Below are 16057 nucleotides of genomic sequence, written 5' to 3'. Positions count from 1 at the left end.
CGCCGGGCCTTGTCTTTCCCGCCCGCATGGATACGGGTGCGGAAACCGCTTCCCTGGATGCCCGCAACATCCAGCGTTTTGAGCGGGATGGCGAACGCTGGGTGCGTTTTGATCTCCCCCATCCGGAAACCGGAGAACTCATTCCCATGGAGCAGAAGCTGGTGAGAAAAGCCCGTATTCTGCAATCCATCAGTGAGGAAAGTGAACGAAGACCCGTGATCCAGCTTTCCCTTTCCATCGGAGAAAGTACACAGCTTGCCGAGTTCACTCTCTCGGATCGAAGCCATCTCACCTTCCCGGTTCTCATCGGACGGAATATTTTAAAGGATGTCATGGTCGTGGATGTCAGCCTTTCCCACGCCGTGCCTGCAAAAAGAAAAAGAACCTCTGAACGCACAGCCAAAGAAACGGATACCCGCTAATGTCCCGCGTCAGTTTATGCTGGATTGTTGCTTTTCTTGTGGTGGCGGGCCTCAGCCTTGCCTGGGTTCGTCACACCACCATGCAGATTCCCCTGAAACCCGGCAGAGATACAGGGGTGTGGCTTGTGGAGGCCCGGGTGGATTTCACCGCTGAGCAGGCTCCCGTACTGGTAAGCTTCAGTGTCCCCCACAATCCGCCGGGATTCCGCATCTTCAATGAACAAGCCGCATCATCGGGCTATGGTTTCTCCATCATTGAAAGTAAGGAAGGCCGCAGGGCCGAATGGTCCCGCAGGGCCGCAGGGGGCCCTCAGGCCCTGTATTACAAAATTCAGATCACCCCCCAGCCCGGACTCCAGCCAGGCCCCACGGATCTTCCCCCGCCCATGGAACCCGTATTCTGGGAAGCCTCCGAAGCCACGGCGGCCAAGGCGCTCATTGACGCCGCCACCAGCACGTCCAGCACGCCGGAAAGTCTTACAAGGGAGCTGATCAAAGGCCTGGGAGCCAGGGCCAAGGAACAGAATGCGGCCCTGCTTCTGGCCCGATACAAGCCGGAAATCCTGCTGACACGCCTTCTCGCCCAGGCCGGAGTCCCGGCCCGGGTGGTCTTGGGCCTTTTCCTGGAGGATAACCGGAGAAACCAGAATCTCGTCCCCATGCTGGAAGTGTTCACGGGAAAAACCTGGATTCTTTTCCACCCTGAAACCGGCCAGCAGGGGGTTCCGGAAAATTTTCTGCTCTGGCACAGAAGCGGTCCCTCCCTTCTGGATCTCAGCGGCGGCAGTATGAGCAGGGTAAACTTTTCCATGCTCTCCCAGAGTATTCCCGCCCTGGAAATGGCCAGAATCCAGTCCTCCAACCAGGGTTTCTCCTTTTTAAGCATGCATCACCTGCCCTTGGATCAGCAGGGCGTTTTCAGGCTTCTGCTCCTCATTCCCATGGGTGCTCTGGTGGTGGCCATCATGCGCATCCTCGTGGGGATCCGTACCTCAGGTACCTTCATGCCCGTACTGATCGGCATGGCCTTTCTCCAGACCTCCCTTGTGCCGGGGCTTCTCTATTTCCTGGCCATCGTGGGCGCAGGTCTTCTGCTGCGCAGCTATCTTTCCTATTTAAACCTTCTTCTGGTGGCCCGTATCGCCACCATTGTCATCATCGTCATTACCCTCATCACCCTCGCAAGCCTTACCGCCATCCGCCTGGGTTTTCATACGGGCATACCGGTCACAGCCTTTCCCATTATCATCATTGCATGGACCATTGAGCGCATGTCCATTCTCTGGGAAGAAGAAGGCATGCGGGAGGTTATGGTACAGGGTTCGGGGAGCCTTGGAGTCGCGCTCCTGGCCTATCTGTGCATGCGCCAACCCCTCATCGCGCACTTAAGCTTTAACTTTCCCGAACTCAATCTCGTCATTGCCGCCCTTATCCTTCTGCTCGGCCAGTACACAGGCTACCGCCTCTTTGAACTCCGGCGCTTTGCCGCCATGAAGGGGAGCCTGAAATGAAATGGATCTCCCCAGGCAAACTGGCATCCATGGGGATTCTGGGCATGAACCGCCGCAATGCCCAGTTCATCGCCCCTTATAACCCGCGTCACCTCTATCCCCTTGTGGATAACAAACTCAAAACCAAACGCCTTGCGCAGCTCTTTGATATTCCCACTCCCACCTTGCGTTTTGTGCTCACCGCCCAGCATGAAATCAAGCATGTGCGCAGGCAGCTGCAGGGTCTTGAAGGCTTTGCCATCAAACCCGCCAAGGGCTCCGGTGGTAAAGGTATTCTTGTCATCTCCCGCTGCCTGGAAAACAGCTTTGTCAAAACCTCCGGGAAACGCCTTGCGGAAGCGGATGTACAGCGCCACCTTTCCAACATTCTGGCAGGTCTCTATTCATTGGGCGGCACACCGGACACCGTGCTTGTGGAAGATCTCATTCGCATGGATCCTCTGTTTGACGGATATTCCTACCAGGGTATACCGGATATACGGGTCATTGTATTCCAGGGCTACCCTGTGATGGGCATGCTCCGCCTTGCCACCGAGGCATCGGATGGTAAAGCCAATCTCCACCAGGGTGCTGTGGGGGTGGGGCTGGATCTGGCCACAGGCAGGGGATTGCGGGCCCTGCAATTCGGCCAACCCGTCACTCTGCATCCCGACACCCGCAACCCCCTGGACAATATCCGGATTCCCGACTGGGAAAAACTTCTCATCCTGGCCAGCCGCTGCCATGAAATGACAGGACTCGGTTATATCGGCGCGGATATCGTGCTGGACAAAAACCGAGGCCCTCTCCTTCTGGAGCTCAATGCCAGACCGGGACTTGCCATCCAGATGACCAACGGGGAAGGCCTTCTGCTCCGTCTGCGCAAAATTGAAACCCTGGCTGGCGTTCCCCGAAGCCCGGAGGAAAGGGTGAGCTGTGCCATGAAACTTTTCGGAAAAAACATGCCGGATATGCTGCCATGACCCTCCCCTCGCACCAAGGGGGAACCATGTCGTATAAAAAACCCGTTCACCAGAGATCCGAGTCCCTGTTGAACGGGTTTTTTTCAGATTTCTCCGAAAGCGGACTGAAGCGGCATACCGAAAAATCAGCCCGGACCTTAAGATTCGACAGACTTTCTGAAAACCTTACATGAACCGATATTCAAGGCTGAAGGCCAGAACGTTGGCCTTCTTGCTGTAAGTGGCTTCATAACTCCTGCCTGTGGGATCCTTGATCTGATCGGAATTCTTCGCATCAAAATAGATGTTCCGCATGTAGCCCACCCCGATGATGAAACGATGATTCACCTGAGTCTTGATTCCCGCTCCCACATTGAAAAGATCGTTTTTCATCACCAGCTCAGAGTGGTAGTTGTCTCTGTAATTGATACGGTTATAGACAAGACCCGTACTGAGGGTGGTGTTAGCGGAAATTTTCCAGTCTGCCCCTACCCCCGCCTCAAAACCGGGATCCAGATCATAATCCGTTTCATTGAGGGTATAGGTGGTTCCGGTCTGGGGATTGTTGGGGGTTGAGGAGGTCGGTTTCTTATATTCACCCCACATGGGCATATAAAGCATGAACATGGCGTTTACATTCAGGGCCTGGGTCAAAGCATAATCTGCGCCGAGAAAAAGCTTGGCTGGCTCATCAAAGCGGAAAGTCCGACCATCAATATAACCTGACATGGACGAGAGGGCATGCTCATTGTTGAAAGCAGGCGACCTGTGGGAAAGATCCTCCTTCACATCCACCTTCCACTTCATGGGAGCCCAGGACTCCACCATGGCGGCGAGGTTCAGCCTTTCAACAGGCCTGTAATTCACGCTGGCGAAAAGAAGACCGCCGAGGGTCGTCCACTCGGCATCATAAAGGGTATCCTTGCCGCCATACAGCCCCGCTGATCTTGCTGCGATCTTGATGGTCTGCTGTCCGTAGATGATCCTTGCTCCACCTGCCACAGAAAATCGGCTGCTCACCGCATAGGCCGCTCCAAAGGAAAAGGCGGGCATCATGGACAGCATTTCCGAGCTGACCCCAGCGCCCAGGGCCTGATTCGGATCCGGGCTGAGATTAAAGTACTTCTTCCCGTTGCTCCAGGGGTCAACCGGGCTGCCCGTCAGCATGGAAGAGCGCGCCGCAAGGGCCTCAATCCCCCATACGGCCATGTTCAGATTGGGAGTTCCATCTTCAAAGTACAGGCTACCACCGCCACCGTAGATATTCACGCCACCAAAAAAAGACCAGTCCCCCCGCTTTCGGTTGACGTAAAGGGAAGGAACAAATTTACTCGGTTTATTCTGTTCTGTGACCTTTTGCCCCGGATAGGCATCCTCAACCCGTATTTTGTAGTGATTATCAATGGATTGACTCGAAAAATGAACATGAATCCCGTCTTCCATCCTCACAAGACCCGCAGGATTCATGGCCACACCATCGGCACTGTCCGTGGCAGCCAGACGCCCGGCAGGATTGGAAATCCAGTTGGCGCTGAGATTGGTAAGCGAGTTGGTATAGCTGGCATACCCCGATGCGGCGCACAGCACCATCGGGATTGTGATGGCAAATACAAAAGACATCCTTTTCATTCCACTGCTCCTCTGTTGGTTTTTCTCTGGTGATTCCGTTCCATGAGATCAGGCTCTCAAGTTCAAAATCCCCGCAGAAGAGCAATATCCATACCCAAAGGCCTATTCTGAGCAGCCCCCTCTTTTTTTAAGAAATTTCTTATCGTTTTCACCATAAACATCTATTCATTCAGGAAAAAAATCCAGACTCGTTTTTTTCACCTGCCCCCCTTCTTTCCGCCAACAAAGACAAAAAAAGGGTAGACGGGACACCCATGCCCCATCCACCCCGTAGATTCATCAATAATGTCCTTAAATTGTAGCCAAATGCCCCGCAAGAATAAAATGCCACACCACGGGACAAAAATGATCCAAATTTATCATTCCAATCCCAGATCCCGCATTTTTCTGAAAAGGGTTTTTCTGTGAACCCCCAAGGCCTTTGCCGTTTCTTCTTTTTTCCATCGATGAATCTTCAGAGCTTTTTCAATATAAATCCGTTCAAATCCTTCCACAGCCTGTTTCAGATCCATGAGTTCCTCTTCACCCTCCGAAGAAGAGAGAGGCAAAGATTCCGGGTTTCCGGCTTCCATCTTTCCGCCCAGGTCAATACTGTCCATGGTCAGGTAACGCTGGATCACATTCTGCAGCTCCCGTACATTGCCGGGCCAGGAGTAGGCCTGGAGCATGGTCATGATATTGGCCGGCAGAACCGGCGCTCGACCGCCCTGACAGAGGCTTTCAAGGAAATGATAGATGAGCAGGTTCAGATCCTCCCCCCGATCCCTTAAGGGAGGCAGGTGGATGGGGATAATATTGATGCGGTAAAAAAAATCCTCCCGCATCATGCGTTTGCGCACAAGATCCATGAGATTGCGGTTTGTGGCCCCAATGATGCGAAGGTCCGGCTTATGCAGGCAATCACCTCCCACAGGCATGAACCCTCCACCCTCAATGGCCCTGAGCAGTTTGACCTGCATATTCACATCAATCTCACCCAATTCGTCCATAAACAGGGTTCCATGGCAGGCCAGATCCATATAGCCCTTACGATCCGATACAGCCCCGGAAAAAGCCCCTTTCTTATATCCGAAAAACTCACTTTCCATGAGACCTTCCGGAATGGCGCCGCAGTTAACGGGTACAAAGGGCGCACGGGCGCGCTCACTGAGGTCGTGGATGGCCCGCGCCACCAGCTCCTTTCCCGTACCCGATTCTCCATAAATGATTACATGGGCATTCGAGGCTGCAGCCTTGAGGATACTGTCATACACCGCCTGCATGGCCGGGCTTTTGCCGATGAGGTTCCGGAAACCGTAGCGATCCCGGATGCTGGAGCGCAGACGTATGTTTTCCTTGCGCAGGTTTTCCTCACGCTGACGCAGGCTTTCCTCCATCCGCTTTCTGTCCGAAATGTCCCGCACAATGAGCAGAATTTCATCCTGCTCCAGGGCGACAGCTCGGGCTTCGTAATGGATGCGGCCTGTCTGGCAGTCATAGGGAAACTCAAAAATCTGCATCTCCCGGGTGGAAAAAGCGCGGTTCATGGCCTGCATGCAAAGTACGGCAATGGGTTCCGGATAGAAATCCCGGATGTTGTTTCCCTCAACAGAAATGAATGCCGTATGACAGTGATGATCTTCAAAGGGTTTGTGCTTCAGACAAAGGCCATCCAGGGTCAGACGAAGCAGCATATCCGGGATGGCGTTCAGAATGGCGCGGGTTCTCGCCTCGTTATGGGCCAAAGCCTTTTCCGCCAGCATACGGCGTTGGATATTGTGAAAAAAAGTGAGACTGGCCCTTTCCCCCTTCCATGTGATTTCAACGGCATGAATCTCAAACCAGATGGGCTCCCCTCCCTTGGTGATCAGGCGGAAGGGATAAACCTCGGGAACCGGCTCATAATTCATCCGCTGCTTATAACGGAGGGTCACCATGGGCAGGTCTTCCGGATGCACAAACTCCCGAAAATGGTGATTCACCAGTTCTTCATGCGTATAGCCCATCAGACGGACGCCATTGGCATTCACATAGCGCAGAAAACCGTCCTGCAGCACAATGATGGCGTCGGTGGTATTCTCAAAAATAAGCCGTTCATCCGGAAAATTACGGGTGAAAGCACATGCGGAGGTTTCCGAAGATAACATCGCTTTTTTTCTCCAATCCTGTATGACGGGCCATCCTTATCAGAACAACATCCGGAACCCATAGAAAAGCAAAGGAATAAAAATGGCCGGCAGCATGTTGCCGATGCGTATCCTGGCAATATCCATGAGATTGATGCCAATGGCCAGAATCAGAAGGCCGCCCACTCCGGACATCTCCGTGATCACCTCCGGCACAAGAAAGGGCCGGACGAGCTCGGCCAACAGGGTGATACCTCCCTGGTAAATGAGCACCGCAAAGGCCGAAAGCAGCACCCCTGCGCCCATGGAAGCGGCAAAAATCACAGCCGCCACACCGTCCAGGGCAGATTTTGCAAACAGGGTCTCATGATTACCCGAAAGCCCGCTTTCCAGAGCACCCACAATGGCCATGGAGCCCACACAGAAGATCAGGCTGGTTGTGACAAAAGCCCTGGCCATGCGGCCATCGCCCCCGTTTCTGGAAAATCTCTTTTCAAGCAACCCGCCCAAGGCGTCCAGTTTGCCTTCAATACCCACCCACTCCCCGATCAGGGTCCCTAAAACAAGACTCCCGATGATAATAAGGATGGCATCGCATGCAAGCGCACCTTTCAGCCCCACCAGCATGACAGCCAGGGCAAGCCCCTGCATCACTGTCCGGTTATAGCGCTCCGGGATTCCCTTGCCAAAAAGGAGCCCGAGCAGGCTTCCCCCCACAATGGCCGCCACATTTACAAACGTTCCCAGCATATCCGCCTTGCCGCCTCCGGTCTTTGAGTTGGAATAAAAAATCATGGGTGGACGCCCCCTGCCCAGACCGGGACAAAAACGCCACCTGTGTACAGGGTTTGTCCGAAGAATCAAGGCTTGTATACGCAGGCCCTGTGCGTAAGAAAAAACCATCCCTATGTACAAAAAAAGACGGATACCGTTTTTCCCCGGCACCCGCCTTGTATGCGATTTTTTACTGTGTCGTGTAAAAAACGTGTGTTTCTGATCTTACAGGCCCTGCCTTACCCTGGTACCGGGTTCACAGGCTTTCATTCAAATCCCACAGAACACCTGATCCGGTCTTATGCATTCAACCCTCCCTTTCGGGTACAGCGAAACCGCAGCGCTGTCAACACATCCCATGAGGAAAAATATCCGCCCACCCGGGAAAAGGGCAGATATCTCTGTTTCATCCCGGCCAGGGATGCAGGTCCAGAATCAACAAACGCCATACCCCCCCCAGACCATGGCCCGTGGCCCAGGGACTGACAAGGAGAAGAATCAGGCAGAAAGCCCCAAAGGACAGGCAAAACCAGTCCCCCGCTGTCCATACCCCCCGCCAGTGGGCAACCGGCTCCAAAGAAGCCCGCTCCCTTTCTTCCCGCCGCCGCTCGAGGATTTCCCTCTCCCGTCCCAGTTTTTTTGAGGACTCCGGGTCAGGTTTGCGGAACAAAGCCCTCAACACCTGGGCAAGATCATCCAAAGACAAGAGTACAGCCCGCAGAACGTTTTCCCAGACCATGAAGCGCGCCCCGCTTTTCATTCCCTGCACGCCCGCACGGGTAGCAGATCCCAACCCTGCAACGCCCATGATGATTTCCATATACACACCCAGCACCAGAGAAAAAACAATCAGGCTGATATCAAGCTTGATGGACCAGAGTACGCGGCCCAGAAGCTCAGGCCAGGAGGCTTCTCCGTCCGCTTCCCGCTGACAGATCCATTCCAGAGCCCCATGGAACGCCACCACCACAACCAGCCAGAAAAGACTGATCCAGATACTCAGACAAACAGCAAGCGTCAGATAAAGAAGGATAAAGGACCAGCGATCATCATGGTGCAGAACCCAGATACGTAAATGCTCTCTTGTCATATCCACCATCTTTCAGAAATGCTTCCCGCCTCCCATGCCAATCCCAGGGGGCGGCTGCACTTCCATGGCAGGTTCTGCAAAATCGTTTGCCATGTCATAATGTACAGCTTTCAGAAAAAGTCCCTGGGGCGGAGCCGTAACCCCCGCAAGGTGCCGACTTCTACCCCCAAGAATCTCAGGGATCTCTTCCACCCGGATTTTCCCCATCCCCACGTGAACCAGAGTCCCCACAAGGTTCCGGACCATGTACCTTAGAAACCCATTGGCCGTGACTTCAAAGGCAAAAACCCCAGGATTCCGAGGCTCATCGCAAAACCCCGCATGAAAGAGCGTGCGCACCGTGTGACTTCTCGGACTGCCTGCGGCTTCAAAACTTTTAAAATCATGGGTGCCCACCAAAAGGGCCGCCGCTGCCTCCATGCCCCCACGATCCAGGGGGCGCCACACATGCCAGACATAGTTTCTGCCCAGAACCGGCCGTAAGGGACGGTTCAGAATACGGTAACGATAGGTTTTGGCCCTGGCCGCAAAACGGGCATGGAAGGCAGGTCCCACCTCCATGCAGTGATGGATGACAAGCCCTTCGGGAAGAAGGCAGTTCAGGGATTTTTTCAGGGCAGGCCCCTTCATCCGGGTTTCCATATCAAAATGAGCCACCTGAGCCAGGGCGTGCACCCCCGCATCCGTCCTCCCGGATCCGTGTACCGCCACAGGCTTCATGGCTATCAGGGAAAGTGCCTGCTCCAGCTCCCCCTGGATGGTTTTCAGTTCCGGCTGATACTGCCATCCATGAAAACAGGAGCCATCATATTCCATCACAAGCTTGAATCTGCGCACCTGGCCATCCTTACCCAACAGATCAAAGACGATTCACAGGAATCCATGCAAGTTTCTCCTCCAACGCCTCATCCATCAATTCCTGGATACGCTCCTCAGGACAGGCCTCGCCGCACGCCGTGCAGCGGAAAGAGACTTCCCGTCAGGATCGCGTCAACCGGATACGGCCTTTCCTGCATACAGGGCAAAGCAGATGGGTTTCCACCATAAAAAAACACTCCCGCTCAGAATAAGGTTTCTTCAAACGCAGCGCATTATGCCTTGATCCCCACAAAAGATAAAGTACAATAGCGCCTGTTGCAGGGGGCCTCCCCCCTTTCTCTGAACCTACTTTTTAGGGATCCAAGTCCATGACGTCCATGCAATGCAAAGGATTTGCCGCAGGGGCCATTTCCGCCCAGATCAAGTACAAAGACAGGCCGGATCTGGCCATGCTGGTCTGTACCCACCCCGCAGCCGCTGCTGCGGTTTTCACGCAGAACAAAGTCACCGCAGCGCCCGTGCGTCTCAGTCGGGAACATATCCAGTCCGGACGCTGCCAGGCACTCATTGTCAACTCCGGAAACGCCAACTGCGCCACCGGTGTTCAGGGTATGGAAAACGCAAAAACCATGGCCAGAGCCGCAGCCCAGGCCCTGGGCATTCAACCGGAGCTGGTGCAGGTAGCTTCCACCGGCGTCATCGGTCAGCAGCTGCCCATGGATCGCATCCTGCCCAGAATTCCCGATCTCGTTGCCAAGATTCGTCCCGAAGGACTTGAGGATCTGGCAAGGGCCATCATGACCACGGATCTTGTGCAAAAAACAGCCGTGAAAACCCTGAAAATTCAGGGAAAAACCATTACCCTCTGCGGTATGGCCAAGGGATCCGGCATGATCCGGCCAGACATGGCCACCATGCTGAGCTTCCTTGTAACGGATGCGGACATTGCACCGGAAGTTCTCACTTCTCTGCTGAAGGCAGCGGTGGATAAAAGCTTCAACCGCATCTCCGTAGATGGCGACACCAGCACCAACGACATGGTGCTCCTCATGGCCTCCGGTGCTTCCGGCACCCGGCCCCAGGGTGAAGATTCAGATCACTTTGCAGAGGCCCTGGATGCGCTGTGCATGGACCTTGCCACCCAGGTTGTTCGGGATGGGGAAGGAGCCACCAAGCTCGTTCGCGTCGTGGTACAGGGAGCCAGAAACCATGCGGACGCCCTTAAGGCTGCGGACACCGTAGCCAACTCCCCTCTGGTGAAAACGGCCCTCTTTGGGGAGGATGCCAACTGGGGCCGTCTGGCCATGGCCGTAGGACGCTCGGGCGCAGATCTGGATCCAGATCGCATCACCCTGCGCTTTGATGACGCCCTTCTTGTGAAAGACGGGGTCTGGCTGGGTGCGGAAGCTGAAGCAAAAGCCGCTGCTGTCATGAAGCAAAAGGAATTCACCCTTCTCATTGATCTGGGCATCGGGCCGGGTACGGATTTCATGCTCACCTGCGACTTTTCCTACGATTATGTGCGTATCAATGCCGACTACCGATCCTGAACACAGCCCCTCTCCGGATACGGGCGTACGCCTGCAGAAATTCCTGGCCGATGCGGGTCTGTGCTCCAGAAGGGAGGCAGAAAGACGCATTGCCCAGGGACGGGTGCGGGTGAATGGCCTGGTGATCCGTGAGATGGGATTCAAGGTGCAGCCGGGCAATGCAGTATCCATGGATGACAAAACCGTTCAGCCCAAAGAAACGCTGGTTTATGTCCTGCTGCACAAACCCGCAGGCGTGGTCACCTCCTGCCATCACAGAGGAGAACGGGTGGTGACGGATCTTGTCCCCCTGCCCCAGCGTATTTTCCCTGTGGGCAGACTGGATAAGGACTCCACTGGATTGCTTCTCCTTACCAATGATGGCCCCCTGCATCACCGACTTTCCCATCCATCCTTTGATCATGAAAAGGAGTATGTGGTCCAAACCCGCCCTCCCCTAAACGCGAACGCCCTCGCCCAGATGGCAGAGGGCATCCTGCTCGATGGCCGCAGAACCCGACCGGCCCGCGTGTACAGAAAAACGCCCCAGAGCTTTGGCATCATACTCCGGGAAGGAAGAAATCGTCAGATCCGCAGGATGGTGGCCGCCCTGGGCGCTGAAGTGCAGAGTCTTCACAGAATCCGGATGGCCTTTTTACAGCTGAAGGATCTGGCACCCGGAAAATGGCGATACCTGCATCCTGAGGAAATCCTGCGCTTAAAACAACTCTAGGTCCTGCAGGCATGCACCTTCTCAAGGTTTTACGTTTTCTTTTGAGAAAACCGGGTAACATATCAGCAGAACCTAAGTTTCAGAGCCAAAAAAACCCGCGCCTGCCGCCCGGGTGAAAGGGAGGAATCCATGAAACACGTTTGCCTATGCCAAATCCTCATCCTGCTTCTGGTCGGTGCCACGGCCCTGGCCTCCACCCTTCAGGTACAGGTACGCAGTACACCTCTGCGGGAAATGCCCTCCTTTCTTTCCGGCGTTATCATGGAAATCCATTATGGTCAGCCCGTCGAGGTTCTGGCGGTGCAAAAGGACTGGCAGAGGGTGCAGGTTCTCGGCACCCGGACCATTGGCTGGGTCCATGGTTCCGCTCTCACCGATCGCAAAATCGAGCTTGCTTCCGGAGACGCCCTCTCCGGTCGGGTCAGCGCCGATGAGCTGGCGCTGGCGGGTAAAGGGTTCAGTCCTGAGGTGGAGGCGGCCTTCAGAGCCGAAAATCAAACCCTGGACTATCAAGCCCTTGATCGCATGGAAAAAATAAAAATCCGACCAGAAGAGTCCGCCTTTTTCCTTGAGGTTGGCGGTATAGAGCCCAGGGGAGGTGTGAAATGAAAAAACGGGTATTTTTTTTCTGCCTTTGCCTTGGTTTCTTGTGGGGATGCAAAACCATGGGTGTGGTTTCTGAAGTGGGCTCCACAGTGGGCGTGGCCTCGGGCGCCATCACGGAATCCCAGGCTGCAGCCATCAAACGCAGCAGCGCCGCCCTTGCCAAAAGTTTTGAAGACATCACACCGGAACAGGAATACTATATTGGACGCAGTGTGGGAGCCGTTGTACTCTCCTCCTATTCCGTATGGGAAAATGATCAGGCCACCCTCTACGTGAATCTTCTCGGTCAGACCCTCGCACGCTATGCCCGAAACCCCGAATCCTTCAGAGGATACGCCTTTCTCATCCTTGATTCCGATGAAATCAATGCCTTTGCCGCTCCCAGTGGTTTTATCTTCATCACCCGCGGCATGCTGAGACTTTGCAGCAATGAAACGGAACTTGCCGCTGTGCTTGCCCATGAAATCGCCCATGTATCCGAAAAGCATGGGCTCAAAGCCATCAAGCGGTCCCGGCTCACCTCTGCCCTCACCACCATGGCTGTGGAAGGGGCAGGTGCCTTTGCCGGAGGTCATCTGGCGGATCTGACCCAGGCCTTTGGAGAATCCATTTCCGATATCACAGGCGTTCTGATGAACAACGGGTATTCACGAGCCTTTGAGAGCCAGGCTGACCTCGGGGCCGTGGACATTCTCAGAGCTTGCGGATACGATCCCTCCGGCCTTGTCAATATGCTTACCGTCATGGATCAAAGACTGAAGCCCGGTGCACCGGACTTTGCCAGCACCCATCCTTCACCCCAGAGCCGCATTTCCGAACTGAACCAGGCAGGTATCCAAGAGAAATCCCTGCCCAGCCATCCCGTGAGAAACGCCCGGTTCCGTGAGGCCCTGGAAGGGGTGTGAACAAAAGGCAGAATCTCGGTTTTCGTGATTCAAATCGAAACGTTTTCCGGAAAAAACCATGAAAGAAGGTAGACCCCTACCCAAAATTGCCCATCGCACAGGTCTCTCTCTCTTCCTAGGCTGTGTGGCAGGGCTTTTTCTGATGCTGAGTCCCATGGGCCAGCGTCTGGAATGGAAAACCTTCGACATCCGGGCAAATCTCTTGGCAAAACCCGCAGCCACGAGCTCTGAAGTGGTGCTAATCCTCGTGGATCAGGACAGTCTGGACTGGGCACGGCAAAACAATGGACTATCCTGGCCATGGCCCAGAGAAATATGGGCCCACATCCTGGATTTTTGCCAGACCCAGGGAGCCAGGGCCGTGGGTTTTGATATCCTCTTTACCGAACCTTCCTTCTATGGCGTTTACGACGATGAAGCCTTTGCAGCCGCCTCCCGTCGCATGGAAGCTGTCACAGGCGCCCTCTTCCTTGGCAAGAGTACTGGAGCCGCCACGGGCTATCCTGAAACCTATCCCGCTCCACCTCCCTTTCACGGTGACCCCCCGGAAATCCGTCCCAGAGCCGCCCTTCCCGTTCCTGTCATTGCCACAGGATGGCGACTCCTGGGCAATGTCGGCCTCGACCCGGACCCGGATGGGGTCTACCGCAATCTTCGTCCTTTCACCGCCTTTGATGGTCGGGTTTTTCCAAGCCTCGGTCTGGCCACATGGCTCGCGGCCCATCCCCATAACCCCGTCCGTCTGGAAGCCAATGCGGTGTTCGTGGGAGAAAGACGCATTCCCCTGCACAAAGGAGAGGCCAGACTGCGCTTCCGCGGACCTTCCCGAACCCACCCTTCCATTCCCGCAGCCACTGTTCTTCGGGCGGCCATCCTGGAAATGCAGGGAAGGGAGATCGAACTGCCTGAAGCCGGTTCTCTGAAAAATGCCTATGTATTGGTGGGATATTCCGCCCCGGGTCTCCATGACCTCACGCCCACCCCCGTTGGTGGCGGTTATCCGGGTGTGGAAGTTCATGCCACCTTGCTCGATAATTTCCTGGCCCAGGATTTTCTTGAAACCCTTCATCCTGCGGTGTCTTTCACACTCATGCTTGCACTCTCCGGGATCTGCGCTCTGGTGATCGTACTGCTGCCTGCCACGGCAGTAGCCCTGGCAGTCCTCGCCACAGCCTGTATCCTCCCTGGGATGCTGGCTTTTTTCTTCTATACCTCAGGACTCGTTTTGCCTCTCCTGCCCCTCATGTTCAGCGCACTTCTCTCAACGGTCACTGCTCTCTTCATCAACTACAATACAGAAGGCAGACAGAAGCGCTTCATCAAAAACGCCTTTTCCCAGTACTTAAGCCCTGCGGTCATTGACGAACTGCTCCTTGACCCCGGAAAGCTCAAGCTGGGTGGGGAAAAACGGGAAATCACCATATTTTTTTCCGATCTTGAAGGTTTTACGCGCATATCAGAAGGCCTGGATCCGGAAAGTCTCACCTCCTTTCTCAATCACTACCTTTCCGCCATGACAGATATCATTCTCCATAGCGGAGGCACAGTGGACAAGTACGAGGGAGATGCCATCATTGCCTTCTGGAACGCCCCCCTGAGCTTTCCGGACCATGCAGATCGAGCCGTGCAGGCCGCCCTCCGATGCCAAGACACCCTTGCCTCCATGAGCCATGAACTCCGTCGCTGGACAGAAAAGCCCGTACGCATGCGCATTGGTATCAATACAGGGCCTGCGGTTGTGGGCAATCTGGGCTCGAAAAAAAGATTTGATTATACCATGCTGGGAGATGCGGTGAATCTTGCCGCGCGGCTGGAAGGGGTCAACAAGGTCTTTGGCACCTATACACTCATATCCGAATCCACGGCCCTGGCCCTGGGACCTGGCATCGACACCCGAGAGCTGGCGAGGGTGCTGGTGGTGGGAAAGGAATACCCCATCCGCATTTTTGAACCCTTCTGGTCACGCCTTCACCAGAATCATGATGAACCCTTTGCCCGTGGCTTGGCCCTTTTTTATGCAGGAGACCTTCAAAGGGCTATGGAAACCTTTCAATCCATTGGCGAAACAGACGCACCCGCCAGAGCCTATGTAGGAAAATGCCAGGCATTGTTGAAAAATCCCCAGGAAAACTGGGAAGGCGTCTGGGTCATGGATCAGAAATAAAAAAGGGGAAACCGTTCATGCACACAGTTTCCCCACTCTGCCCCCAAGGGCCATTCAATTCTTCTGCGCTGCCTTCCCTCAAAAACCCATCAAGTTGTCTGCAACTCTATGCGCAAAGGAATCTCATGTGAGCTACGGCTCACCTCACGGGTCGCTCCCAATTCCCATTTCACGCACCGGAGTTCGTTTCCAGCCATGGCTTCAATATCTGCCACGAGATTTTTGATGTTAATGACAGGGTGCCGATTAAAAACATCAGGCAGCCCGTAGGTCAGACTGCAGACCAGACATTTACCAGGTCTCTGGTCCAGTACAAAGGCAAAATCGAGCAGATTTTCCCGGCGTTCTCCACGAAAATCAAGCCGGATATCATAGGCACCTTCGGACGTATCCCCGAAAAGCGCATCAAAAAAGGCATCCGCGCGGTCTTCAGGAAACAGAGCTTTAAGTTTTTCGGGTGTGAAAATCGTATTCCAGTTTTTCTTTACCATCGACTCTCCCCTGCAAAATCCATCCCAGAAACCAGAATCCTTGATCCTGGCAACAGGCCCGGACTTCCTGTCCCTTAGCTGTAAAATTTCTCTGCTTTCAAAAAAGCAGATCCCCAAGCCAAGGTACATTAGCCTAAGATGGGGGGATGGTCAAACCGAATTCCAAATAAAAAAACGCCCTGTCTTGTGGTGATGATCACCAAAGACAGGACGTTTCAAAAGAATCCGGCGGCGTCCTACTCTCCCACACAGTCGCCCATGCAGTACCATCAGCGCAGTCAAGCTTAACTTCCGTGTTCGGGATGGGAACGGGTGTGACCTTGACGCCATCGCCACCG

General features: G+C 54.5%; 14 protein-coding genes and 1 rRNA gene. 8 read left to right on the top strand and 7 right to left on the bottom strand.

Annotation, left to right across the window (positions count from 1 at the left end):
- From RBR60_RS14630 to RBR60_RS14620, 3 genes are all read left to right on the top strand, one after another.
- Window positions 1–422, top strand: a 422-nt coding sequence (locus RBR60_RS14630; RefSeq protein ID WP_320358113.1) for an ATP-dependent zinc protease, incomplete at its 5' end; no start/stop codon positions are given.
- Complete coding sequence (locus tag RBR60_RS14625) at window positions 422–1933, top strand: UUP1 family membrane protein (RefSeq protein WP_320358111.1); 1512 nt, start codon at window positions 422–424, stop codon at window positions 1931–1933. The genes RBR60_RS14630 and RBR60_RS14625, both read left to right, overlap by 1 nt.
- Window positions 1930–2895, top strand: a complete 966-nt coding sequence (locus RBR60_RS14620; RefSeq protein ID WP_320358109.1) for an alpha-L-glutamate ligase-like protein — start codon at window positions 1930–1932, stop codon at window positions 2893–2895. Before RBR60_RS14625 ends, RBR60_RS14620 begins: the two co-directional genes overlap by 4 nt.
- A gap of 165 nt (window positions 2896–3060) precedes the next feature.
- Here the strand turns inward: RBR60_RS14620 and RBR60_RS14615 are convergent, their stop codons facing one another.
- From RBR60_RS14615 to truA, 5 genes are all read right to left on the bottom strand, one after another.
- Window positions 3061–4503 (bottom strand): hypothetical protein, encoded by a 1443-nt coding sequence (locus RBR60_RS14615; protein ID WP_320358107.1) that lies wholly within the window; start codon window positions 4501–4503, stop codon window positions 3061–3063.
- Window positions 4504–4862: 359 nt separating this feature from the next.
- Window positions 4863–6629 carry a sigma 54-interacting transcriptional regulator gene (locus tag RBR60_RS14610; RefSeq protein ID WP_320358106.1) on the bottom strand — a complete coding sequence of 589 codons (1767 nt, stop codon included), beginning with the start codon at window positions 6627–6629 and terminating at the stop codon, window positions 4863–4865.
- Window positions 6630–6668: 39 nt separating this feature from the next.
- Entirely contained in the window at window positions 6669–7403 is a 735-nt protein-coding gene (locus RBR60_RS14605) for a DUF554 domain-containing protein (RefSeq protein ID WP_320358104.1), read from the bottom strand.
- A gap of 385 nt (window positions 7404–7788) precedes the next feature.
- Window positions 7789–8472: a hypothetical protein gene (locus RBR60_RS14600; RefSeq protein ID WP_320358102.1), complete on the bottom strand. Its 684-nt coding sequence runs from the start codon at window positions 8470–8472 to the stop codon at window positions 7789–7791.
- A gap of 12 nt (window positions 8473–8484) precedes the next feature.
- On the bottom strand, window positions 8485–9309 hold the full coding sequence (gene truA, locus RBR60_RS14595) for a tRNA pseudouridine(38-40) synthase TruA (RefSeq protein ID WP_320358100.1): 825 nt from the start codon (window positions 9307–9309) through the stop codon (window positions 8485–8487).
- A 350-nt stretch (window positions 9310–9659) separates the two neighbouring features.
- Here truA and argJ point away from each other — a divergent pair, with 350 nt between their 5' ends.
- The 5 genes from argJ (at window position 9660) to RBR60_RS14570 (ending at window position 15228) form a co-directional block, all read left to right on the top strand.
- Window positions 9660–10841, top strand: coding sequence for a bifunctional glutamate N-acetyltransferase/amino-acid acetyltransferase ArgJ (gene argJ, locus RBR60_RS14590; protein WP_320358098.1), 1182 nt, complete (start codon window positions 9660–9662; stop codon window positions 10839–10841).
- A complete protein-coding gene (locus RBR60_RS14585) occupies window positions 10822–11553 on the top strand; it encodes a pseudouridine synthase (RefSeq protein ID WP_320358096.1) in 732 nt (243 codons plus the stop codon). The genes argJ and RBR60_RS14585 overlap by 20 nt, the downstream gene beginning before the upstream one ends.
- A gap of 129 nt (window positions 11554–11682) precedes the next feature.
- On the top strand, window positions 11683–12162 hold the full coding sequence (locus tag RBR60_RS14580) for an SH3 domain-containing protein (protein ID WP_320358094.1): 480 nt from the start codon (window positions 11683–11685) through the stop codon (window positions 12160–12162).
- 56 nt (window positions 12163–12218) lie between these two features.
- Window positions 12219–13064 carry a M48 family metalloprotease gene (locus RBR60_RS14575; protein ID WP_320358092.1) on the top strand — a complete coding sequence of 282 codons (846 nt, stop codon included), beginning with the start codon at window positions 12219–12221 and terminating at the stop codon, window positions 13062–13064.
- Between the two features lie 58 nt (window positions 13065–13122).
- Window positions 13123–15228 (top strand): adenylate/guanylate cyclase domain-containing protein, encoded by a 2106-nt coding sequence (locus RBR60_RS14570; protein WP_320358090.1) that lies wholly within the window; start codon window positions 13123–13125, stop codon window positions 15226–15228.
- Window positions 15229–15317: 89 nt separating this feature from the next.
- Here the strand turns inward: RBR60_RS14570 and RBR60_RS14565 are convergent, their stop codons facing one another.
- Window positions 15318–15719, bottom strand: a complete 402-nt coding sequence (locus tag RBR60_RS14565; RefSeq protein ID WP_320358087.1) for a pancreas/duodenum homeobox protein 1 — start codon at window positions 15717–15719, stop codon at window positions 15318–15320.
- 223 nt (window positions 15720–15942) lie between these two features.
- Window positions 15943–16057 (bottom strand): 5S ribosomal RNA (gene rrf / locus RBR60_RS14560); the annotation flags it as partial.

Origin of the sequence: Desulfobotulus sp., from assembly GCF_034006065.1 — a bacterium.
Taxonomy (GTDB): Bacteria; Desulfobacterota; Desulfobacteria; order Desulfobacterales; family ASO4-4; genus Desulfobotulus.
The sequence above is the reverse complement of the archived record's forward strand: the minus strand, read 5'-3'. Positions and strand labels throughout refer to the sequence as shown.

Bases quoted from the DNA above. Each gene is read 5' to 3' on its own strand.
- RBR60_RS14620 (WP_320358109.1), top strand. From the start codon at position 1,930: ATGAAATGGATCTCCCCAGGCAAACTGGCATCCATGGGGATTCTGGGC.
- argJ (WP_320358098.1), top strand. From the start codon at position 9,660: ATGACGTCCATGCAATGCAAAGGATTTGCCGCAGGGGCCATTTCCGCC.
- RBR60_RS14605 (WP_320358104.1), bottom strand. From the start codon at position 7,403: ATGATTTTTTATTCCAACTCAAAGACCGGAGGCGGCAAGGCGGATATG.
- RBR60_RS14585 (WP_320358096.1), top strand. From the start codon at position 10,822: ATGCCGACTACCGATCCTGAACACAGCCCCTCTCCGGATACGGGCGTA.
- RBR60_RS14580 (WP_320358094.1), top strand. From the start codon at position 11,683: ATGAAACACGTTTGCCTATGCCAAATCCTCATCCTGCTTCTGGTCGGT.
- RBR60_RS14625 (WP_320358111.1), top strand. From the start codon at position 422: ATGTCCCGCGTCAGTTTATGCTGGATTGTTGCTTTTCTTGTGGTGGCG.
- RBR60_RS14600 (WP_320358102.1), bottom strand. From the start codon at position 8,472: ATGACAAGAGAGCATTTACGTATCTGGGTTCTGCACCATGATGATCGC.
- RBR60_RS14610 (WP_320358106.1), bottom strand. From the start codon at position 6,629: ATGTTATCTTCGGAAACCTCCGCATGTGCTTTCACCCGTAATTTTCCG.
- RBR60_RS14615 (WP_320358107.1), bottom strand. From the start codon at position 4,503: ATGAAAAGGATGTCTTTTGTATTTGCCATCACAATCCCGATGGTGCTG.
- RBR60_RS14570 (WP_320358090.1), top strand. From the start codon at position 13,123: ATGAAAGAAGGTAGACCCCTACCCAAAATTGCCCATCGCACAGGTCTC.
- RBR60_RS14575 (WP_320358092.1), top strand. From the start codon at position 12,219: ATGGGTGTGGTTTCTGAAGTGGGCTCCACAGTGGGCGTGGCCTCGGGC.
- RBR60_RS14565 (WP_320358087.1), bottom strand. From the start codon at position 15,719: ATGGTAAAGAAAAACTGGAATACGATTTTCACACCCGAAAAACTTAAA.